This window comes from Ligilactobacillus agilis DSM 20509 (assembly GCF_001436215.1).
In the GTDB taxonomy this organism is placed as follows: Bacteria; Bacillota; Bacilli; order Lactobacillales; family Lactobacillaceae; genus Ligilactobacillus; species Ligilactobacillus agilis.
The window spans coordinates 1-20,919 of the sequence record NZ_AYYP01000033.1 but is presented as its reverse complement, the minus strand read 5'-3'; the positions used below and the strand labels follow the sequence as shown (position 1 = coordinate 20,919).

The window sequence follows — 20,919 nt, the reverse complement described above, 5'->3', positions numbered from 1 at the left end:
AAGTATCTAGATGATTTTGTATATTTCATCTGTATACTTAGAAGGTATTATAGCCTTGTTTTGTTTAGGGTGCTTTTTTAAGCATAATCAATATATAGAGATGCTTTGCGATAAAAGTAGGAAAGGGCAGGGTTTGTTGTGCATGATTTTATGATTATCGTGTTCCTATTGCTGTTGCAGTGATTAGTTTCGTGTATACGGAATTTGTAATCTTAACAGACATTGTGGAATTACGGACACGGCCGGTAACAAGGTTTAGCGTGTCGTTTTTATTATCGTTAATCTTCCAGTATATTTTAGTGATGCTTGGCCAAAGCGCGATTGGAAGTGCATGTTTTTACATCTTTTCGATGCCTATGACCAATTACTATATTAACCGTAAATTAAGTTTGGCGACAAGTGTGGCTACACCGTTAGTGTACTTTTTGTACTATTACGCAAACGGATTAGCAGATTTTGCAGTGACTAACTTTAGTTTAATGGTGATTATAACTTGTCTAATCACCGTGGGTCAATTTGTGATTGATAGTTTGTTAGAGTGGGCAGAAATCAATGAATTTCTCCGCTATACCATTATTGCGGTGATTGTAAACGTGATGGGAATTTGGCTTTACGGCTACTTCATGATCCAAACAATTACAAATAATTACATTTTGTTTGTGACTATGGGTTCCTTACTGATGCAGTTCTTGGTGACAACCTACTCGTCGGTTAAGGAAAAACAAGCTCGCGACTTTGAACGGGCCCGTTACAACGAAGAACATGACGCTTTAACTGGTTTATACAACTATGAAGCTTATGGGAAAGAAATTAAACGCTTAAGTAGTTCAAGCCAAGACTACAACATAATCATGTTTGACATCGATCACTTTAAGCAGATTAATGATACCTACGGTCACTTGGAAGGTAACGGAGTGTTGCAATACTTTGGTACTTGTCTAGAGGAACTATACCCACACCAAGGTTGATGATAGCGCCTTGGTTTACCGCTTTGGTGGTGAGGAGTTCTGTGTGATTATGCCTAAGATGAAACAGGAACGAGTTAAAGAGTATTTTTTAAACTTCCAAGCAGAATTAAAAAAGGCCCGCTATCAAACAGAAGATGGACGGTCCGTAGAGCTAACCTTTTCTGGTGGGATTGCCTCGACAGGTAAGTCAGCTGGAATTTCCAGTGCCATGAAAAAAGCTGATAACGCCCTTTACCAAGCTAAGAACTTAGGCCGGGCCCGGATTGAAGTTAGTTATGAAAATTAAAGGCTGTGACTTGAAGTTAGTTGACTTCAGGCCGCAGCCTATTTTTGGCTAAAAAATTAGCCCCTACGTCAAAGCAGGGGCTAACGCTATATTAAGCTTGCTTTTTCTTATCTTCTAGCTTACGAAGAAGTGGCATGATAAAGCCCATTCCGAAGAGTAAGAAGACAAAGAAGAAGTTCATCATCAATTCATGGTCAAATTGTTTTGAACCTACGGCTGAGTCTTGAGGGATGAAGCCCATTGTGGCGCAGACAAAGGTAAAGAGGAAGCACCAGAAACCAACTGCCAAGGCAAAACTTCTATTCTTAATGAAGATGTAATCTGACTTAAAGGAGTTTTGTTGCCAACGGATAGCAAGGAAGGCAACGAAGACCCAACAAGTCTTATATGGAGAAACAATCCCATTAAGGTTTAATAACCAGTTGTAAATGGAATTGATATTTGGCAAGGTGCCACTTAAAAGCAAGAGGACCAAACTAATTCCGGCTGTCAAAGTGTAGGAGTGAATTGGACGGCCGTGCTTGTTTTTCTTAAGCAACCAGCTTGGCATGTACTTTTCGTGAACATCTCCGGCAAAGACCCGGCTAGCGGCGTCGATTAAGATGGCCAACTGAGCTAGCATGAAGAAGGCTTGAACAACGGCGAAGACATACATTAAGACGTTACCCCAGCCTAGTTCTTGGCCTAATAACTTGAAGGCATAGTAAGGACCGTTCATCTTAAAGTCGTGAGGAATGTGGTTAGCGTCAAAGAAGACCGCTAAAGCTAGTGTCCCGAAGATGGTCATACACCCGGTCATAATAGCTAAAGCCCACATTGCCCTAGGAAATTCCACCTTAGGATTCTTCAAGCGAATGATGTATGGCGCTGCCAACTCTGCTCCAGACATGGCGAAAATCAATAAACCGGTGGTAGAGAAGTAGTGCAAGCTAAAGTTAGGCTTGAAAGCTGAAAGGTTGAACGGTTGAGTAGCGATGTGTGCACCGTGAGTCAAGGCGTAACCTGTCATTAAAACAAAGAGCATGGACATAATAAACATTGCCCCCCCACCGATAAGAGACAGAATCTCAAGTGAGTTTCTAAAGGCATTTTCTAACAGAATAAAGGCTAAAATAATGACGAAGGTTAACAGGCCGAAAGTTGTAGTTGACATGTGCTTGCCCAAGGAAGCATCCCCTAAGATAATCCAACTGATGGAGACGATGACCGAGTTAGAAACGTCCACTAAGTAGGGGATGGTTTGCACCCAGTACATCCATGAGGTAACGTAACCCAAGAGGTCACTTTTAGTTCCCCGGCGAATCCACGAGGCCAGTCCCCCTTCTTGGTTGGAGAAGGTTAATCCTAACTGACTAGTAATCAGTTCGTAGGGAATAACGTAGGCGAAGAACATAAAAATCCAAGAAACAACAACAGATAACCCTTGATTTTGGAACGGGTAGAAGATGTTTTCAAAACTGATAATCGTTACAAAATCTAAGAGGGCAATGATGAGCCAAGGTGTATATTTTCTTTGTGGCTCTAATGAGTTTGCGTTTAAATTATTCACTTTAATAAATCCCTTTCATAGTTAACTTTTTAAGCTAGTAGTTAACCATGTGACCAGGATGCTTATTCGAATACACGGCCGACCCTCCTAAAGAAAAACTTAAAATTGTTAACAACTTTTTAAGTTTAGACGATTTGCCTGAAAATTGCTAGTGAAAAACTAGGATTTTTTCAGAAAAAAGTGTGCTAGAATAAAGAAAAAATGTAAAAAGGTAGATGGCAATGGAAAAATACTTAGAAATAGCAGTTAGCGCCGACTTTAGCCAGTTAGATTTGACCCCTTACAAAAGAGTAGCGCTAGAAGAGGTGACGGCACCGGCGGGCCTAGCCGCTATCGTAGTAGGGGCCAGTGATTTGGTGGCCCGGGCGCAAGCAAAACTTCTTAAACAACAAGCACACTTGGATATCCCGGTAATCTATGGAGACAAGCAGACTCCGGCAGCAACTTTAGCTAAGGAAGTTTTAAGGCAAGCCCAGGCTTATGAAAATGAAATGGTGCCAGCTTTCTTAACAGACTTAATTAACTTTGCGGACGAAAAGCCAACCAGTTTTACCACGCCAGGCCACCACAACGGGCAATTCTATGACCGCCACCCGGCCGGCATGGTCTTTAAACGTTTCTTTGGGGACAAGATGTTAGCCGCCGATGTTAGCGACACCGTTCCTGAACTGGGGGATACCTTAACTCACGGGGGGACCCCGCTAACTGCGGAACAAAAGGCCGCCCAAGTTTTCCACGCTGACAAGGTTTATTTTTGTACTAACGGTACTACAAGTGCTAACACTATCTGTGCCAGTGCTTTATTAGCAGAAGACGACTTGGTTTTATTTGATCGCAATAACCACAAGTCCCTCTATAATAGTGCCTTAGTCATGACGGGTGCGACCCCGGTTTACTTACGCACGGACCGCAACCCCTTAGGCTTGATTGGCCCCTTGGTGGCGGCTGATTTGGATGAGGCCAAGATTCGCGCTCAAATTGCCAAGGTGGCGCCAAAAAAAGCTAAGGCTCCCCGGCCATTTCGCTTGGCGGTTTTGCAGTTGGAAACCTATGACGGGGTCTTTTATAATGCCCGCTGGCTGTTAGAAAAATTGGGGTCGCTATGTGATTACGTCCTCTTTGACTGTGCCTGGGGTGGCTATGAACAATTTGTCGACTTGATGGTGGACCTCTCTCCCCTAAATTATGAATATGGCCCGGACGCACCGGGAATTTTGGTCACCCAGTCAATTCATAAGCAACAGGCCGGCCTAGCCCAGACCTCCCAAATTTTAAAGAAGGACCACCACCTTAGGGGACAAAAGCGGTATGTGGACCATAAACATTTCAATAATGCTTACCTCAAATATGTAACCACTAGTTACTCTTACCCAATTTATGCTTCCCTGACGGTGAATGCCTACCTTGCTGACGGCCAAGCAAATAAGGCTTGGTGGGAAGAAACCTTGCGCTTAGGTATTGAATTTAGAAAGCAGCTACTTAAACGCTCTAAGCTCTTTAAGCCACTGGTGCCTGAGCTAGTAGCAGGGCAAAAGTGGAGTGAGATTCCCACCGAAGTATTGGCAAGCAACCGCAAGTACTGGCAGTTAGATCCTAAGGAAAGTTGGCACGGGTTTAATAAGGCTGCGTTAGGTGAAGCAATTTTGAGTCCCTTGAAGTTAACAATTCAAACGCCGGGGGTTAACCTGGCTACGGGTGAATACGAGGCTAGTGGTATTCCCGGACCGGTTGTTGGGGCCTACCTAACTGAGCGGCGGATAATTGCGGGCAAATCTGACTTATACTCTAACCTCTTCTTGTTAACCCCAGGGGAAAGCCGCTTGAATATGCAGACCCTGTTAGAAGCTTACCTTCAATTTGAAAAATTCTACCTAGAGGATGCGCCTTTGGAAAAGGTGCTACCCCGTTTGGTTGAACAAACTAATGGTAGGTACCAAGGCTATGGGTTGCGCCAGCTTTGCCAAGAGATGCACGAATATTACGCGAAGTTAAAGATTAACCGCCTGCAACAAGCCCTCTTTTTAAAGCCTGATTTAACAGGATTTGTCGCTAAGCCCCAAAAAGCAGATGCCCTGTTCATGAAAAATAAGGGGCGCCTCTTTTCCTTAGATAATTTGAAGGGAAAGGTCGCCTTGGAAGGGGCCCTTCCTTATCCACCAGGGGTCTTTATTGTCGCACCGGGCGAGCGTTGGCAACAGTTAGACATTGATTATTTCAAAGCCTTGGTGGGAGCGATGGAGCAATTTGCCGGTTTTGATCCAGAGATTCAAGGTGTTTACATTACCAAGCAGGCTGATAATCACCTAGCAGTTGAAGGCTTTGCTTTGGATGATGATTAGAAAAATTTAATAATTAGCACTGGTCTTAAAAAAGAGGCTGTTTAGTTAGGAAAAAACTAGCTAGACAGCCTTTTTTATAAAATAACGCTTTCAAAATAAAGTTGTTTGCAACTTGTATTTACAGATCGAAGTTTAAAATTAGGGGCAGAGTAATAGCTCTACTATTTTATTTGTTCCTAATGTTGTTAGTTAGATAATTTTTTCTGAAAGCAAGATTTTCGCTAGCAAATCGCTTTCAATTTACTATAATAAAGTTAGTACTTAAAGATTACTCAATTTAGGCTAAGGCCTAGTCTGAGTTGGGTTGAACGAGTTTTTTGAAATTATCGAATTAGGTTCTGAGCGCGAAATTGAAGAATATTAACAGTTGCTGTGACTAACATGGTCGTAGCCTGATTCGCTCGCTGGAAGATAAGAACTACTTCTAGACGCAATTTGGCTTTGAGTTTAATGAACGTTATTTCTCGGAAAGATGCTTTTTCAGAAATTATTAGGTATGAGGCAAATCCCTTACCAAGGGCTTAAGGCTGAAAAGAGAAAAGAAGTATAGTATCATAAATTTAGTGATAAACTGTTTTGTAAGTGTACAGTTTAAGTGTTGATGGGAAGTGTTAATATGACAAAGAATAATCAAACTAACGAGTTAACGGGATTATTAACGATTTCACGCTTTCGCGAAGTGGCGCACCAAGCCTTAGAGAACACTGATTTACGGGCGCAAGGGGTTTCTTTTATCTACTTAGATATTGAAAATTTCAAAAATTACAATGAAATCATGGGTTTTAGTGCTGGCGATGAAGTTTTACAGTTCATGGCTAAAACGATTGACGACGAGTTCAATGGCCGCCATGTGGCTTATTTTGGCTCCGATCACTTTGTAATTTTAGCGCGTAATAGCGAAGCGTTGGTTAAAACAAAAACAATTATTGCAACTTTAGATGCCAAGTTTGGCCAGATGAGTGTCAACGTCAAAGCCGGCATTTACACCTTGCAACCAGATGATGATATTGATATTAGTGTTTGCTGTGACCGAGCTAAGATTGCCTGTGACAGCATTAAGCATAAGTATGATGCTGGTTACTGCTTTTACACTAACGAGATGGGACGGGATTTATGGTTGCGCCGGTTTATTCCCGACCAATTCCCGACCGCTTTAGCTAGTGGGCACATCAAGGTGAACTTCCAACCAATCGTTCGGGCCTTAACTGATGATGTTTGTGGCCTAGAAGCGTTAGTGCGTTGGAATGACCCTGACTATGGCTTTATTTCACCGGGCCAATTTGTTCCGGTCTTAGAACAAGCCCACTTGGTTCATAAGCTAGATATTTTTGTGATTGAAGAAGTTTGCCGGGCTTACAAGTACTCCCTGGTAGATTCTAACCTGGCAACGGTGCCGGTTTCGGTTAACTTATCCCGGCTTGATTTTAGCTTATGTGATATTTATGAAGAAGTTGAACGCTTAATTAAAAAGTATGACGTTCCTAAGGATATGTTGCATATCGAAGTTACTGAAACAGGTTTAAATGAAGAGGGTAACTTCTTACGGGACGGAATTATTAAGTTTCAAGAAAATGGTTACCAAGTCTGGATGGATGACTTTGGGAGTGGGTATTCTTCCTTTAACGTCTTAAAGGATTATGATTTTGACGTCTTAAAACTAGATATGAAATTCTTAGCTGATTTTGAAAAGAATGAAAATGCCCATATTATCATTGCCTCAATCGTGTCGATGGCTAAAAAACTTGGGGTCCGGACTGTCACTGAAGGGGTCGAAACCAAAGAACAGTGGGAATTTTTGAAGAGTATCGGCTGTGACATGGGTCAAGGTTACTTCTTTAACCGGCCGGCTCCTCTCCTTTAGAACAAATCTGGGAGAGTATGACCGCTAAGCGGCGGGGTAACGAAGAACTCACTAACAGGAGTTATTACGATGCGATTGACAAAATTGACCTAAAGGGGAGCAATCCATTCTCTTACGAACGTAGAAAGCAGTTAGACCAAGGCTTGCCGTTAGCTATCGCCGAGCTGCGTAATGGTAGCTACCGCTTCTTAAAGGCAACCCCTGGGTTTGTTAAACTAATACGGACTTTAGGCGTTAAATCTGTTAAGGAATGTGAAGAGCTCTTTAACGACACTAACTCAAACATTAATAAGCAGATTAATCGCTTGCTGGAAAATTCCACCCAGACGGGGGAAGTTTCTGAAATCGACTTTGTGATGAATGGTAACTACGCTAATATCAGCGTGCGTTACATCGACCAAGATGCTAATTCGACTGCCTTCTTATTGGAAGTCACTAACCTCTCCCAAAATAGGGGCCTGGCTCGCAGTAAGAAACGCGAAGAGGCCATGCGCTTTATCTACTCACTCTTTGATCGGGTTGAGTTAATTAACCTAAGCGAAGGAACGGTTGAAAACCTCTACCGCAATAACATGCACACTTCCTCAATTTTACGGGGTGGTGCGATTAAAGAGGTAGTTGACAACTACGCCCAAGAAAACATTCACCCTGACGATATTGCCAAGTTCAGAAAATTTTATGATGAAAATACCATGGAAGAACGGATTAAGGCAGAGGGGGGCAAGAAGTATATCACCGAGTATTTGCGGACTAAGGATGAAAATGGTCACTACTGTTGGAAACTTTACTGTGTAGTGCCATTCCCGCTTAACAATAACCGGATGCTTTTGTCCTGTGTCTTTGATGTTGATGCTAAGAAGCGTTTGAAGTTAATTGAGCAAACGGCTATTAAAAAAGACGTCCTAAGCGATAGTGACGGTAAGATTTCCTGCGCAATCTTATGGGCTAACTTACTAGCCATGTCTCAATTTGGAGTTTACTGGAAGGATACCGACCGGCGCTTTATTGGGGCTAACCAAACCTACCTCAGTTATAACTCACTAAAGTCTGAGCAGGAATTAATTGGTAAGCGGGAAGAAGAACTAGGTTGGGAATTAAACCCTGACTTTAGAATTGATGAAGACGAAAAGGTGTTAACCGAAGGTGAACAAGTCGTTAACCGCGAAGGCACCATGATTGTTGATGGGAGTCTGCGAAATATTGCTACCTCTAAGAGTCCAATTTATGATACCGAGGGCAAGATTATCGGCTTGATGGGTTACATTATCGACATTACCATGGAGAGTCGGGATAGCGAGGGCTTATTAAACCTAGCCTTCACCGATCTTTTAACCGGAATCTTAAACCGGCGGGGCTTAATGGATGCCCTCTTAGAGTATGAGCAAATGTACCTTAAGCGTAAGGCCGACTTTGTGATTGCTTACGTAGACGTTGATAACTTTACTGACTTCAACGATAAGAACGGGCGCAGCTATGGTGACCGCCTGCTATCAGAAGTTGCCTACGCACTTAGAAATCGCCTAGGTAAGTCCTGTGTTGTCGGCCGGATTGGCAGCGATGAGTTTGTACTCTTAAAGCGGGTTAAGGATTTAGGCGATGCTAGTCAGTTACAAGCACTAATCCGGGCAACGGTGGCAGACATTCACCAAATTGGTAATAAATCTTGCCAGGTATCTGCTTCAGTTGGGACCGCCCTCTTCTCAGAAGTGGACAATACCCAACAATTACTCAGAAAAGCCGACCGTAAGATGCAGATGGACAAGCACGGACACGGTCGGTTAACCAAGATGTTTGAAGTTTAAGTTGGTGTGAGAAAGTGGGAAGGCGAGATGCGGTGTCAAAAAAATGAACAACCTGGGGAATTAAAGACCGGGCTTGATCCCGTTATCTCTGACGAGGTTCTCCTAGATAACCTGATTGAAATGGCCGATTTATGTATTTTTTGGAAGGATAAACGGCGACGTTATTTGGGCTGTAATCAAGCTTTTCTCCACTATTTTGGTTTAACTGAGGTTGAGGAGATTTGTGGGAAGGCCGACCAAGAATTTGACTGGCGCTTAGGCTCAGGCGAAGAAATCGCGGTTGAAAATGCCTTACTGACAGATGGAATTGCGGTTCATAACTATAAAAAGTCAATCTATGCTAAGGGACAGTGGCGCAAGATTGTGGTTAACGAAAAACCAATCTACGTTGAAGACAAAATCGTAGGTTTGTTGGGTTACTTCAAGGACATTACCCAAGAAGGACGCGAGCAACATTACCTAGAGACTTTAGCTTACACGGACTCGTTGACGGGGCTGTATAATCGCCGGGCCTTTGTGAGGACGATTGCTCGTTACGAGGATGAGTACGAGCGCAACCAGATTGACTTTTCCTTGCTATTTATCGACATTAACGGTTTTAAAAAGTATAACGATACGTACGGCCACAGCTTTGGTGACGAAGTCTTACGACGCGTGGCTGCCTGCATCAGACGGGTGACTGGGTATACCGGGGTCGCTTGTCGCATCGGGGGCGATGAGTTTGTCATCATCCACCAAGACCGGAACCAAAACTATATCAAAGACGCTGAAAATAAGTTACACCAGGCAGTCGCCGAGATTGAATTTATTCAAAAGCGCCCCTGCAAGTTGGAGTTGGCAATGGGCCGGGCAGTCTATTCCGAGGTTAACGACCGGGAAGAACTGTTAAGGTTTGCCGACCAGCGGATGTATCTTAACAAACAAAAACGTAAGTAGGCTTACAGCTTGTTATAGGATTCTTAGGGACTTAGTGTTTCTAGGAATCCTTTTTTGTTAGGGCAATGGCCTGGCACGAAACAACTGCCCCTTACTTAAATTACGCTTAAAAAGCTAGCCGAATTCTAATAGAATATAGTAAAATGGTAATTAACTTAGGGAATGTCTGGAGGAAATTTTTATGGCTAATAAACGCCAATTTGACAAGATTAAACGAATTGTGGTTAAGGTGGGGACCAGTAGCTTGACCCACTCCAATGGCAAGATGAATTTACAAGCAATTGACCAATTGAGCTATACCTTGAGTGGGTTAGTGAATGAAGGTAAACAGGTAGTCTTGGTTTCATCAGGTGCGATTGGAGTAGGGATGGGACAGCTAAACCTCCAAGAACGACCCACAGACATTCCCGCTCAGCAGGCGCTAGCAGCTTTAGGCCAAAGCATGTTGATGACGATTTACCAACAACGGTTTGCTACCTATGGGCAAAAAATTAGCCAGGTCCTGCTAACGCACGATGTACTGGATTATCCACAAAGCAAGGAAAATGTTAATAATGCCATCAACAAGATGCTAGCTTGGGGCATTATTCCTATTGTTAACGAAAACGATACGGTTGCGACTGACGAATTAGATCATAAGACCAAGTTTGGTGATAATGACCAATTATCCGCCATTGTCGCAACCATTATTGACGCGGACCTCTTGATTATGCTTTCGGATATCGATGGTTTCTTTGATAAGAATCCTAAAAAATACGCTGACGCTAAGCTCATCCCCGAAATTACCGAGATTAATGAGCAGACCTACCAACACGCTGGTGGTAAGGGTAGCAAGTTTGGTACCGGTGGGATGACGACTAAGCTAAAGGCGGCTCAACGCATGATGAAGGCTGACAAGTTAACCATTCTGGCCAACGGGGTCAACCCGTCAATTGTTTTTCGAATTTTAAATGGCGATGCAATCGGAACCTTATTTAGAAAGGGGTAAAAATATGACTGTTGATTTAGTTAAAATGGGGCAAGCTGCTAAGAAGGCTTCCTATGAATTAGGCCAACTAAGCACCGACGAAAAGAACCAGGCTTTACTTAAGATGGCAGAGGCTTTGCAGGATAAGGCAGCAGAGATTATGGAAGCTAATGCCTTAGATTTAGACCAGGCTAAGAAGGCTGACTTAAAAGCTAGTTTTGTCGACCGGCTGGTCCTTGATGAAGGCCGGATTGAAGGGATGGCAGCTGGATTGCGGCAAATTGCCGGTTTAGAAGACCCAATCGGGCAGGTTGATAGGGCCTGGGTCAATTACGCTGGCTTAGAAATTAGTCAACGGCGGGTACCTTTAGGTGTAATTGGTATTATTTATGAAGCCCGGCCTAACGTAACCGTAGATGCAACTGGCCTCTGCTTTAAAGCTGGTAACGCCGTCATGTTACGGGGGGGCAAAGAGGCCTTGCGGACTAACATTAAGTTGGTTGAAATTTTGCGCAGTGTCTTAACTAAGCTGGGGATTAACCCGGATGCAGTTCAAATTTTGACTGAGACCTCGCACGAATTGGCCAACGAATTCATGGCCTTAACCGGTTACTTGGATGTTTTAATCCCCCGTGGCTCTGCCCGCCTAATTAAGGCGGTGGTTGCCAATGCTAAGGTGCCAGTAATCGAAACCGGGGCCGGCAACTGTCACATTTACGTTGACGCTACCGCCGATTTAGAGATGGCTGCTGCGATTGTTTATAATGCCAAGGTTCAGCGGCCATCAGTTTGCAACGCAACCGAAAAGCTATTGGTTCACCAGGACGTAGCCGCCGAATTTTTACCTTTGCTTGCGGCTAAGTTAGCCCAGGCTTCGGTCGAACTTCGGGGCGATGAGCAAGCTTGTCAAATTTTAGGGTCAAGTTGTAAGGCTGCTACAGCCGCAGACTGGGATACAGAGTACAACGACTACATTTTGGCAATTAAGGTCGTTTCTTCCTTAGATCAAGCAATCGACCATATTAATGCCCATAACACCAAGCACTCCGAGGCGATTATCACCAACGATTACAATAACAGCCAGGCCTTTTTGGATAGGATTGATGCCGCAGCTGTTTACGTTAACGCCTCAACCCGCTTTACCGATGGGGGCGAATTTGGCTTTGGGGCCGAAATTGGAATCTCTACCCAAAAGCTCCATGCGCGGGGGCCAATGGGCTTGCGAGAGCTCACTAGCACGAAGTATGTAATTCGTGGTACCGGCCAGGTTAGGAAATAAATAACAAAGCGTCTGATTATTTTGAAGCTCATCAAAATAATCAGACGCTTTATTTTGCTTACGGGTGAAGGTCTTATTTTTCCTTCTTGCTGTTCAAAATCAAGGTAATCGGCACCATGATAATGGCCGTGAATAACAAATCCCAAAAAGAAGGGTGAACAACTAATAAGAAAACGAGGATGCAGATAGCAGCTGTTGCAGTTAGCTTATTTTTTAAAGTGTTAATAACTGTTTGTAAAAATTCCATTTGAGACTTCCTTTCTTTGGTCAGAGTTAAACTCCTAAAGGATATTAAGAGCTTTCTTAATGGCCTTGGTTTGCCGTCTAGAAAATGGTTCCACTGAATTGTTGATAAAGGTTACTTGGCGTAACTTAAAGTCGGCGCTCTTGATGTTATCAAGGTTAGCCAAGCATGATTGCGAGAGTTTACAGAACTGAGGGTAAGCCTTAGCGAGTTCCTTAATTGTTCCAGGAAACTGCATGATACCGGTAGTGGTAATCAGCTCTAAGACGTGGGGCCTGCTAGTAGTTTCGATGCAAATAATATTATTGAAATTTTCAATGTGTTCTCTGCTGCCAACCCGGTAACGAAACTTTAATCCGCTAGTTGCTTGCTCATTTTCGTATCTTTGTAAAGCAGTGTACATACAGTTAGTAACTCGTTGCTGGAACTGCTCGTCATTTGTTGACTTAGTGATATAGTCGAGGGGACCGATTTGGCGCTCAAAGGTTAGAATCGCCATTTCTTCGTGGGTCGTAACAAAGACAATCATGGCCTCTTGATCGACTTCTTTTATCTTGAGCGCTAAGTCAAGTCCAGTGTGCTTTTTGGTACCCCCTTCTAACTCGACGTCTAAAAAGTAAATTCCTGCTTTAGGTTGGTTGGTAATAACCCAGTCAAGTGCTTGCTTGTAACCGTAAGCAGTTAATGCTAGTTCGAAACCATTATTGTCTTCCTTGGTAATAATCGCTCCATGGCTAGCAGCCATTGTTAGTTTATTTGCTTGTGTAACATTATCATCACAAACTAAAATTGGGTGCAACATGCTACCCCTCCTTATTAACGGATAGTGTAAAGGTAAACCAATTATCCTTAATTGCGTGGGCTAAAAAGACGTTGTTGTAGTTGCTAATGATAGCTTGGGCGCTGGCTAGCCCTAGGCCAGCGTGGCCCTCCTTAGTAGTTACCCCCGCTTGTTGAAGCTTGGTGGTATCAAAGGTGCCAGCAACTTTATTTCTGATTTCAAATTCAAAGCCAACGTCAGTATTAAGTAATAAAACTTTAATTTCCGGCGCAGTGAAGTTTTCGCTCGCTTCAATTGCGTTATCAAAGGCAATCCCAAGTAGGCGAATCAAGTCGAACTTATTGATTCCTTGTATTTCGCGCAAAGGTTGGCGACATTCAAAGCTAACCGGTAGCGAGTTAGTAAAACAATTATCTAGCTTAGAGATGACAATGCTTTTGATTTCGGGATCACTAACGTTATCCAAGTCATTAAAGCGCCAGGCCTTACTTTTCTCTAAGTGCGAAGCCGAATAGGCCAGCAATTCTTTAAAATTATCGTTATCCTTTAGCTCAGCCTCCATACTGATTAAAATATTTTGATAATCGTGCTTAAACTGGCGGAGACTACGCTGACTATCCTCAAGTTGCTTGGTGTAAAAGAGCAAGGTTTCGGTGGTCTTTTTATCAACACTGGCTTTTCTGATTCTATGACTAACCATAGAGATGAAAAAAGCAAACAATAGTTGAATTAAGTAAACGATAGGAATAATAAATACAGCCGATTTATACGATACAAAATGAATATAGTCAAAACTGATAATTACCCCGTAAGTATATGTCACCAAAAAGAGGTTAACTAAACCATCAGGTGGATAGAAAAATTTTTTGATGTCATGTTTCATAAGAAATTTATAAAAAATTATGTATGCAGTTGTCACCACTAGGATAGCGGGGAGAATTACTTGGATTTCATAATCAAAAAGATGCTTTTTTCTACAAAAGTAGTAAAAATTGTTAAGACTGCCGTTGGAATATAGCTCAGCAACGAAATCACCATAATTACACCCATAGTTTGATAGTCCCTTTTCTTTTGCTTAAACACTAGGTAGAGCAAGGATAACTCGGTTATTACAAAGATGAGGGAGTTATAGTAGCTAGACAGTAGGTTATTGATTACACCAAGAGTTCCCCAGAATATAAGTAACGTACTTCTCTTATTAAGTAATTTTGAAAGTGTATAGAATTCAAAAAATACATTACAACAACATAAGAATATAAAGCTTAGTAAAGTAGTCCAGGCTAAGAACATAAAATAGATTATCTCCTACCTCGTATTTTGTTGGCGATTGAAGTAAGGAAATCTCTATTGTGATAAAATGAGTTAATATATGAACAATTGATAAAATTTGTTCCCCAAACAATTTTTTGTAAATCTTGCTTAGTCAACTTAGTAGTTGTTTTATTTTCTTTGAGTTGCATAAAAATCCTCCTAATTAAAATAAATTACGATAATAATATACCACAAAAGTAAATGCAGCCTAGTTCAAAAAATAATTCGGTTGTTTTTTGAACAAATTTGGTTAAAGTTGACGATTAATTGGCTAAATGAATCTAATTTGTTGATTTTCGTTGTAGTGTTTCTTAATGGTGTATGCTAATTGCGGAGGTGAGATTCATGTTGAAAAGATTCTTGACACTAGCAACAGTAATGCTGTCACTATTCATAGGGGGAACAACCATTAAGGCTGACAGTCATGGTGAAACAGTAACTAATATAACCGTGGCGCAATATCAACAAAATATTGCTAAAACAATTCCAGTTACGCCTACCCAGGTTGTTAATAAATTACACGCAGGAGATACATTTGTTTTATACCTAGGTTTTCCGGATTGTCCATATTGTCGGAGATTTTCGCCAACTTTAGCAGAATTTATGGCGGAGACTAATGTGCCGGTTTATTATCTAGATATTAGTCAAATCACTCAGCAAGTGTACCAAGATAACGACTTAAAAGACTTTTTTACCAAGATTGATTTTCAAGGAACGCCAACTGTTGTCTTGCTAAAACACGGCAAGAGGATTCATTCATACGTGGGGTCAGAAACACCATTAGCTGCCTTACAGACATTAACGAAGTATAAATACTAAAATCTGGTAATGAGGACCGATTAGGAAGAGAAAAGGACCACTTAGGAAAAAATGGTTTTTAGCAAAAATTTAGAGATATAATAACTTTGCAGGCAAACGAGTTACAAGAGTTATAACTGAATGTATATACAATTTATTTTTTGTTCCTTGTTTGCTTATAGCAGAAAATTTTATGAGTGATAAAATGGAAAACAAGAAGAAATTAACTACAGCAGATTTAGCAAAGGTTACTGGTGGAAGTAGATATTATGGTAACGGTATTACTTGTGGCAAACATAAGTGCACAGTTAACTGGGGGCAAGCTTGGACTTGCGGAGTTAACCGCCTTGCCAACTTTGGTCATGGTAACTGCTAATTAGTTAATTACAGATGAGGTGCAGTATTATGGAAAAAACAAAACTTATTAATCAAGCTCAAGCTGATATTAAGGAATTATTGGGCTTGCTCAATCATTTCGAAAATCAATTAACTGAACTGCTAGATATTCTTGACGTTTTGGCACAAGTTTATCGGAAGTTGCCAGAAGCTAAAAATCCTGAAGCAGTGCTTAACCGCTTAGTGAACTATATTCGTAGCGTCGCTTTGGCTGGGCGCATTCACTTTCCTAAGAAGGAAGAAGCACTTATCATTGATCTTGGTGTTTTAGGGCAAAGAGCCGGGTTAAACGGAGTTTACATGGCAGACTTCTCTGATAAGTCCCAATTTTACAGCATCTTTGAAGAAATTCCACGTCATTAATTTGTAAAAGCGCTAGGGGGTAGCTCTGGCGTTTTTTTCGTACTGTAGAAGAAAGAAGGATGTAATATGCGTTTTGTGTGGTTAAGTAATCCCATAATGAAAATTGGGTTAGTATTTTTAATTGTTAATTTTTTACCGAGATTATTTCCAATGCTTAATAAGATTCCTTATTATGGAATAGTTGGTAAGGTATGTTTAGTGTTAGGGCTTGGGTGCATACTGTTTGTGATGTTTAAAGATAAGTTTTTTAGTTAGCCTAATCGTTTATTTGCTTAAGATTTACCGGCTAGTCAAGGTTGCAAAAAAGTAAGGGACATTCGTATAATTAGCTAGTTACCAGTAATTCAAACCGTTGTACAATGGTTTGAATTTTTTTGTATAGTCGGGCTAAATTATTTCGATATACGTGAAAAGCATGTATCATGATTAGGAGGGATTAAAGTGATAGAATTACCAACAGTTAGTGAAATCCTAAAAGAAGAGTTTATGAAACCTATGGGAATAAGTGCGTATAAATTAGCCAAGGAAATAAAAGTCCCTACTTCAAGAGTACAAGATATTTTACACGGTAGGCGTCAGATAACCCCAGATACTTCTATTCGTTTGGGAAGGTATTTTGGAGTCTCTGATAGATATTTCCTAAATATTCAAGTTGAGATTTCGCTACGTAGAGAAGAAGAAAAAAACAAAATATTTTCAATAGTATCGTGCCGTTAAATCAAGCACAGTTGCCTTTATAAAAGTTCACGTACCAAAAAAGCCGTTGCGTTCGCAACGACTTTTTTGATGCTTTTAAATTAAATAAATTGGAGGATAGCCATTAAGACTGGCACAACAATGATGAAAAGAACAGTACTCATTACGACTACGTTAGTGGCGTATTCAACGTCGCCGTGGGCTTCATCTGCGAGGATGGGGAGCACAGCTAACATTGGGGTAGCTGATTGGACGACTAATGTTTGGCGCATTAGGGCGGGGAGATCAAAACCAGTGTGCAACCCAAACTTGATGAGCAAGATGAGGATGACTGGTGATAAGACGAAGCGCCCTAATAAGGCCAGGATTGAATCGCGCTCAAACTTGAAGTTATTCAAGCCAGCATCGCGAAGGACAATCCCAATGTAGATTAGAGAAAGTGGCGTTACCAAAGCCCCAACGTAATTAAGGGTGTTACCTAAGAAGGTTGGAACTGGAATTCCTAGTAGCATCCAGATAATAGCGACGATAAAGCCGACTAAAGGCATTGGTAAGACTTTTTTCCAGTTAATCTTTTGCTTGTTAGTTTGCTTACTTTTATCAACTGTAGGATCGTCGTTTGAAATCAAGAAAATCCCGAAGGCCCAGGTGGAAACCGTGTTGATAATGTAGTAAATCAAGAAGTAGGACATAGCCTTTTCGCCAAAAAGGGCGTTATTTAACGGCATCCCGATAAAAATCGTGTTGGCGTTAACGATGGCATTCATGAAGATGCCCCGGCGACCAGGCTTGATTTTTAAGACCTTAACGACTAACCAGGCGATTAGGTAACCAATAATGACACCTAGGGCTGGGAATAAAATCCCTTGGGATAGGGAAACTAATTTATCCCGGGTTAGAAATTTCATTACCGCCGTAAAGATTGAAGCAGGTAAGGCGATTTTAGTAATTAAGTTGGAAATGTTACCGGCGAAGCTATCGGCAAACCAGCCATTAGCCCGTAAGATGTAACCAAGGGCCATGATTAACACGATAACTAAGACGCTAGAAACGGAAGTTAAAAAGACTGCCACGGCAAGTCCCCCTTTATTTTATTAGTATTTTGGTTCCCACTTAAGTGCGGCAACCGCTTGGGTGGCATCAGTAATATTTTCTTTGCTTAAGCCTTGGTCAATAGCTGATTGAGCTACGACTTCAGCCACTTTTTGGGAGAAGTCAGTTAACTTAGCAACTGGTGGGAGCACGGCTGCCCCTGGCTTAGTTGGGTCAACGATTCCGCCTAAAGCGTGGCTAGCAGCGGAAAGCATTTCTTCGTTAATGATTTTAGCGCGAGCAGCAATTGCCCCAAAACCAACCCCAGGGTAAACTAAGGCGTTGTTAGCTTGACCGATGGTGTAAGTTACCCCGTTATAAACAACGTCATCAGAAGGCACTCCGGTTGCGACTAAGGCCCGACCGTCTGTCCACTTAATAAGGTCTTCAGCACTAGCTTCTAGTAGCTTAGTTGGGTTAGAGAGTGCGAAAATAACTGGCCGGCTTGTGTGGGCAGCCATTTCCTTAACGATGCTTTCAGTGAAGGCCCCAGGTTGAGTGGATGTTCCAATCATTACCGTTGGGTGCACCGCCTTAACAACGGCTTCTAAATTAGTTAATTCATCCGCGTTAGCAAATTCAGAGCGTGAGCGGGTGAATTGCTTTTGGCCGTCAGTTAAGTCTTCAGTGTCTTCAAAGAGCAAGCCTTGCTTATCGACTAAGTAGAAGTGTTGTTTAGCTTCTTGTGGGCTTAAACCTTGGCGAACTAATTCGTCAAAGAGCATCTTGGCAATTCCGCACCCGGCAGTTCCTGCCCCGAAGGTTAAGAAGGTTTGGTCGGTAATCTTTTCTTTAGAGATGTTCATAGCCCCTAAGACCCCAGCTAAAGCGATAATCCCTGTTCCTTGGATGTCGTCGTTGAAAGTCAAAATCTTGTCTTGGTACTTCTTTAAGATAACGTCGGCGTTAGAACGGCCAAAGTCTTCAAAGTGTAAGAGACTTTCTGGAAATAGCTTGGTAGCAGCTGCGACAAACTTATCGATTAATTGGTGGTACTTTTCACCGTAGACACGTTTGTGCTTATTGCCAAGGTAGAGGTCGTTGTTGAGTAGGGCTTCGTTGTTAGTTCCGGCGTCGATGGAAACGGGTAAAACTTGTGCAGGGTTGATACCCGCAGCGGCGGTGTAAACCATCAGCTTTCCGATGGAAATATCTACCCCGTTGACACCCCAGTCACCGATACCTAGGATTCCTTCAGCGTCTGTGATAACCAAGAGCTTGATGTCCCGGCCATCAGCGGCGTTTTTTAGGCTCACCTCGATGTTATCCATGTCGTCAATCGAGATGAAGGCTGCGTCTTGAGGTTTTAAGAAGAGTTCGTTGTAGTTTTCGATGGATTCGGCTACGACTGGATCATAGACTACCGGCATGAATTCAACCAAGTGTTGGTCCATTAAGTAGTAGAATAAAGTCCGGTTAGTGTTGAAGAGGTTCATTAAGAAAATTCGCTTTTCAAGCCGGGATGGTTTGCTTTGGTATTGACCGTAGGCTTGGGTAGCTTGTTCTTCGATGGTTTGAACCTTGCTTGGTAAAGTCCCGGTTAAGCCTAGTGCTTGTCTTTCTTCTTTAGTAAATGCTGTCCCTTTATTTAAGAAGGGGTTATTTAAAATATCAGTAGCTTTTGTCATGAATATGTCCTCCTAAGCTTCTAATCAATCTAACTCTCATTACCCTGTCAGTATAAAAGCTAGAAATTGATATAGTCAAAAGTTGAACTTGATATAACTATTAATTATGCTTATTTTTTCTAGAGCTGATATAATAAGCTTTGCTAGTATGGAATTTAAGCTAATTGGATTATTAAAGTCTAAAAAGAAAAGAAAAAATCTGGCGAACTTAAAAGCGCTTGTAACTTTTTTTGAAAGAGTTAAACGATTTTCAGGACCAAAGGCATAGTATTTTAGAAAAGAATTTATTATAATAAAAGAAGTTACAAGTCAAACAATGCATGGAGGATGAAGAAAAAATGCAAGGAAATGCTGGAATCAAGCTTTTTGCACTCAATTCCAACCCAGAATTAGCGCAAAAAATTGCTGCAGAAATGGGCGTAAAACTTTGTGATGCTTCGGTAAAACACTTTAGTGATGGTGAAATCCAAATCAACATTAACGAAAGTGTGCGGGGGGATGATGTTTTCATCATTCAATCAATTTCTGATCCGGTTAACGAAAACTTTATGGAATTAATGGTCATGATGGATGCCTTACGGCGGTCATCAGCTGGTTCAGTTAACGCAGTTATCCCTTACTATGGTTATGCTCGTTCTGACCGCAAGGCCCGTTCTCGTGAACCAATCACCGCCAAGTTAATCGCTAACTTTATTCAATTAGCTGGTGCTGACCGGGTAGTGGCTTTGGACTTACACGCAGGTCAGTTACAAGGCTTTTTCAACATTCCAGTTGACCACTTACAAGCCATTTTCACCCAGGCTCAATACTTCATCGACAACAAGATTGATGAAGATGTAGTGGTTGTTGCGCCCGACCATAACGGGGTTAAGATGGCCCGCAACTTGGCCCAATTCTTAAAGGCCCCAATCGCAATTGTGGACAAGCGGGATGCTAACCGGCTAGAACGTCCGGAAGAAGCAACCGTTATTGGTGACGTTAAGGGACACAAGTGCATTGTGTTTGACGATATGATCGATACTGGTGGGAAGATGGCCGACGCTGCCGAAGCCTTAAAGGCAGCTGGTGCAACCGACATCTATGCTTGCGCAACCCACCCCATCTTCTCTGGTAATGCAGTTGAAGAATTAAAAGACTCACCATACAAAGAAGTGGTGGTTACGGATACGATTACGATTCCAGAAGAAAAGCAATTCGCTAACTTGAAGGTGCTTTCGATTGCACCTGTCTTCGCGAAGGCAATTTCCTTAATTTACAACAACCAATCAGTCGACAGCCTCTTTTGCCGCGACTTTTAGAAAGTAGAAAATAAGCTCCTGTTTCCAGGAGCTTATTTTTTTGCACTAAGTTAGTGCTTGGAATTAGCCAAAATGCAAGCATGGTTAAGGCAATCAGCTTAAACGGGGTTAAAGGAACAGTTACTGTTGATAAAGACGGTTTAGGGACGGCCACTTTTGCTGGTGCAGCTTACAAGGAAGGTAAAGGGGTAATTAACTTTACAATCGACTTTGGTCAAGGACCTTACTCTGCTATACAAAATGTAGAACAACATAGAAGAGCGTGTAGTTTCTTCTACATTATCAGAAAGAATATAGTTTTCCTTTCCTAATTTTATTTACTACC

Annotated in this window: 21 protein-coding genes; 14 read left to right on the top strand and 7 right to left on the bottom strand. The window is 41.9% G+C overall.

The genetic code is table 11. From position 1 onward, the window contains the following. The first annotated feature begins 191 nt into the window (after positions 1-191). Complete coding sequence (locus tag FC14_RS11025; RefSeq protein WP_162258659.1) at positions 192-968, top strand: GGDEF domain-containing protein; 777 nt, start codon at positions 192-194, stop codon at positions 966-968. Between the two features lie 49 nt (positions 969-1,017). Further along, positions 1,018-1,254: a GGDEF domain-containing protein gene (locus FC14_RS11020; RefSeq protein ID WP_268872175.1), complete on the top strand. Its 237-nt coding sequence runs from the start codon at positions 1,018-1,020 to the stop codon at positions 1,252-1,254. Positions 1,255-1,345: 91 nt separating this feature from the next. Here FC14_RS11020 and FC14_RS05065 read toward each other — a convergent pair whose 3' ends face one another. After that, positions 1,346-2,803 carry an APC family permease gene (locus FC14_RS05065; RefSeq protein WP_056976750.1) on the bottom strand — a complete coding sequence of 486 codons (1,458 nt, stop codon included), beginning with the start codon at positions 2,801-2,803 and terminating at the stop codon, positions 1,346-1,348. A 221-nt stretch (positions 2,804-3,024) separates the two neighbouring features. Here FC14_RS05065 and FC14_RS05060 point away from each other — a divergent pair, with 221 nt between their 5' ends. The 6 genes from FC14_RS05060 (at position 3,025) to FC14_RS05035 (ending at position 11,987) form a co-directional block, all read left to right on the top strand. Beyond that, positions 3,025-5,142, top strand: a complete 2,118-nt coding sequence (locus tag FC14_RS05060) for a putative ornithine decarboxylase (protein ID WP_056976749.1) — start codon at positions 3,025-3,027, stop codon at positions 5,140-5,142. Between the two features lie 616 nt (positions 5,143-5,758). Beyond that, positions 5,759-7,003, top strand: coding sequence for a putative bifunctional diguanylate cyclase/phosphodiesterase (locus tag FC14_RS05055; RefSeq protein WP_056976748.1), 1,245 nt, complete (start codon positions 5,759-5,761; stop codon positions 7,001-7,003). Between the two features lie 17 nt (positions 7,004-7,020). Next, positions 7,021-8,805: a diguanylate cyclase domain-containing protein gene (locus FC14_RS05050; RefSeq protein ID WP_056976747.1), complete on the top strand. Its 1,785-nt coding sequence runs from the start codon at positions 7,021-7,023 to the stop codon at positions 8,803-8,805. A gap of 27 nt (positions 8,806-8,832) precedes the next feature. After that, on the top strand, positions 8,833-9,741 hold the full coding sequence (locus FC14_RS05045) for a sensor domain-containing diguanylate cyclase (protein ID WP_056976746.1): 909 nt from the start codon (positions 8,833-8,835) through the stop codon (positions 9,739-9,741). 181 nt (positions 9,742-9,922) lie between these two features. Next, positions 9,923-10,729 (top strand): glutamate 5-kinase, encoded by an 807-nt coding sequence (gene proB, locus FC14_RS05040; RefSeq protein WP_056976745.1) that lies wholly within the window; start codon positions 9,923-9,925, stop codon positions 10,727-10,729. Positions 10,730-10,733: 4 nt separating this feature from the next. After that, positions 10,734-11,987, top strand: a complete 1,254-nt coding sequence (locus FC14_RS05035) for a glutamate-5-semialdehyde dehydrogenase (RefSeq protein WP_056976744.1) — start codon at positions 10,734-10,736, stop codon at positions 11,985-11,987. Between the two features lie 73 nt (positions 11,988-12,060). On the opposite strand, the gene FC14_RS10540 is transcribed toward FC14_RS05035, so the two are convergent. From FC14_RS10540 to FC14_RS10535, 4 genes are all read right to left on the bottom strand, one after another. After that, on the bottom strand, positions 12,061-12,234 hold the full coding sequence (locus tag FC14_RS10540) for a hypothetical protein (protein WP_156655745.1): 174 nt from the start codon (positions 12,232-12,234) through the stop codon (positions 12,061-12,063). A gap of 34 nt (positions 12,235-12,268) precedes the next feature. Continuing rightward, a complete protein-coding gene (locus FC14_RS05030) occupies positions 12,269-13,033 on the bottom strand; it encodes a LytR/AlgR family response regulator transcription factor (protein ID WP_056976743.1) in 765 nt (254 codons plus the stop codon). A gap of 1 nt (position 13,034) precedes the next feature. Then, complete coding sequence (locus FC14_RS05025; protein ID WP_235804507.1) at positions 13,035-13,895, bottom strand: GHKL domain-containing protein; 861 nt, start codon at positions 13,893-13,895, stop codon at positions 13,035-13,037. A 415-nt stretch (positions 13,896-14,310) separates the two neighbouring features. Further along, positions 14,311-14,472 carry a hypothetical protein gene (locus FC14_RS10535; RefSeq protein WP_156655744.1) on the bottom strand — a complete coding sequence of 54 codons (162 nt, stop codon included), beginning with the start codon at positions 14,470-14,472 and terminating at the stop codon, positions 14,311-14,313. A gap of 196 nt (positions 14,473-14,668) precedes the next feature. Here FC14_RS10535 and FC14_RS05020 point away from each other — a divergent pair, with 196 nt between their 5' ends. The 4 genes from FC14_RS05020 (at position 14,669) to FC14_RS05005 (ending at position 16,597) form a co-directional block, all read left to right on the top strand. Continuing rightward, on the top strand, positions 14,669-15,142 hold the full coding sequence (locus tag FC14_RS05020; RefSeq protein ID WP_056976742.1) for a PedC/BrcD family bacteriocin maturation disulfide isomerase: 474 nt from the start codon (positions 14,669-14,671) through the stop codon (positions 15,140-15,142). Between the two features lie 184 nt (positions 15,143-15,326). After that, on the top strand, positions 15,327-15,497 hold the full coding sequence (locus FC14_RS10365; protein WP_082618687.1) for a leucocin A/sakacin P family class II bacteriocin: 171 nt from the start codon (positions 15,327-15,329) through the stop codon (positions 15,495-15,497). 29 nt (positions 15,498-15,526) lie between these two features. After that, positions 15,527-15,880 (top strand): bacteriocin immunity protein, encoded by a 354-nt coding sequence (locus tag FC14_RS05015; protein WP_056976741.1) that lies wholly within the window; start codon positions 15,527-15,529, stop codon positions 15,878-15,880. Positions 15,881-16,315: 435 nt separating this feature from the next. Beyond that, a complete protein-coding gene (locus FC14_RS05005; RefSeq protein WP_082618686.1) occupies positions 16,316-16,597 on the top strand; it encodes a HigA family addiction module antitoxin in 282 nt (93 codons plus the stop codon). 80 nt (positions 16,598-16,677) lie between these two features. On the opposite strand, the gene FC14_RS05000 is transcribed toward FC14_RS05005, so the two are convergent. Both FC14_RS05000 and FC14_RS04995 read right to left on the bottom strand, forming a co-directional pair. Further along, positions 16,678-17,649, bottom strand: a complete 972-nt coding sequence (locus FC14_RS05000; protein WP_056976739.1) for an AEC family transporter — start codon at positions 17,647-17,649, stop codon at positions 16,678-16,680. 21 nt (positions 17,650-17,670) lie between these two features. Beyond that, complete coding sequence (locus FC14_RS04995; RefSeq protein ID WP_056976738.1) at positions 17,671-19,296, bottom strand: malolactic enzyme; 1,626 nt, start codon at positions 19,294-19,296, stop codon at positions 17,671-17,673. 338 nt (positions 19,297-19,634) lie between these two features. Here FC14_RS04995 and FC14_RS04990 point away from each other — a divergent pair, with 338 nt between their 5' ends. Both FC14_RS04990 and FC14_RS04985 read left to right on the top strand, forming a co-directional pair. Next, the gene (locus FC14_RS04990) at positions 19,635-20,594 is read left to right on the top strand and encodes a ribose-phosphate diphosphokinase (RefSeq protein ID WP_056976737.1); all 960 of its coding nucleotides are present in this window, start codon (positions 19,635-19,637) and stop codon (positions 20,592-20,594) included. Between the two features lie 80 nt (positions 20,595-20,674). Continuing rightward, a complete protein-coding gene (locus tag FC14_RS04985) occupies positions 20,675-20,905 on the top strand; it encodes a hypothetical protein (protein WP_056976736.1) in 231 nt (76 codons plus the stop codon). Positions 20,906-20,919 lie beyond the last annotated feature (14 nt).

Coding starts and splice junctions, on each gene's coding strand:
- FC14_RS04995 (WP_056976738.1), bottom strand. CDS start 19,296: ATGACAAAAGCTACTGATATTTTAAATAACCCCTTCTTAAATAAAGGG.
- FC14_RS05060 (WP_056976749.1), top strand. CDS start 3,025: ATGGAAAAATACTTAGAAATAGCAGTTAGCGCCGACTTTAGCCAGTTA.
- FC14_RS05030 (WP_056976743.1), bottom strand. CDS start 13,033: ATGTTGCACCCAATTTTAGTTTGTGATGATAATGTTACACAAGCAAAT.
- FC14_RS05015 (WP_056976741.1), top strand. CDS start 15,527: ATGGAAAAAACAAAACTTATTAATCAAGCTCAAGCTGATATTAAGGAA.
- FC14_RS05050 (WP_056976747.1), top strand. CDS start 7,021: ATGACCGCTAAGCGGCGGGGTAACGAAGAACTCACTAACAGGAGTTAT.
- FC14_RS05045 (WP_056976746.1), top strand. CDS start 8,833: ATGCGGTGTCAAAAAAATGAACAACCTGGGGAATTAAAGACCGGGCTT.
- FC14_RS11020 (WP_268872175.1), top strand. CDS start 1,018: ATGCCTAAGATGAAACAGGAACGAGTTAAAGAGTATTTTTTAAACTTC.
- FC14_RS05020 (WP_056976742.1), top strand. CDS start 14,669: ATGTTGAAAAGATTCTTGACACTAGCAACAGTAATGCTGTCACTATTC.
- proB (WP_056976745.1), top strand. CDS start 9,923: ATGGCTAATAAACGCCAATTTGACAAGATTAAACGAATTGTGGTTAAG.
- FC14_RS04990 (WP_056976737.1), top strand. CDS start 19,635: ATGCAAGGAAATGCTGGAATCAAGCTTTTTGCACTCAATTCCAACCCA.
- FC14_RS05035 (WP_056976744.1), top strand. CDS start 10,734: ATGACTGTTGATTTAGTTAAAATGGGGCAAGCTGCTAAGAAGGCTTCC.
- FC14_RS05055 (WP_056976748.1), top strand. CDS start 5,759: ATGACAAAGAATAATCAAACTAACGAGTTAACGGGATTATTAACGATT.
- FC14_RS10535 (WP_156655744.1), bottom strand. CDS start 14,472: ATGCAACTCAAAGAAAATAAAACAACTACTAAGTTGACTAAGCAAGAT.
- FC14_RS04985 (WP_056976736.1), top strand. CDS start 20,675: ATGGTTAAGGCAATCAGCTTAAACGGGGTTAAAGGAACAGTTACTGTT.
- FC14_RS10365 (WP_082618687.1), top strand. CDS start 15,327: ATGGAAAACAAGAAGAAATTAACTACAGCAGATTTAGCAAAGGTTACT.
- FC14_RS10540 (WP_156655745.1), bottom strand. CDS start 12,234: ATGGAATTTTTACAAACAGTTATTAACACTTTAAAAAATAAGCTAACT.
- FC14_RS05025 (WP_235804507.1), bottom strand. CDS start 13,895: ATGAAACATGACATCAAAAAATTTTTCTATCCACCTGATGGTTTAGTT.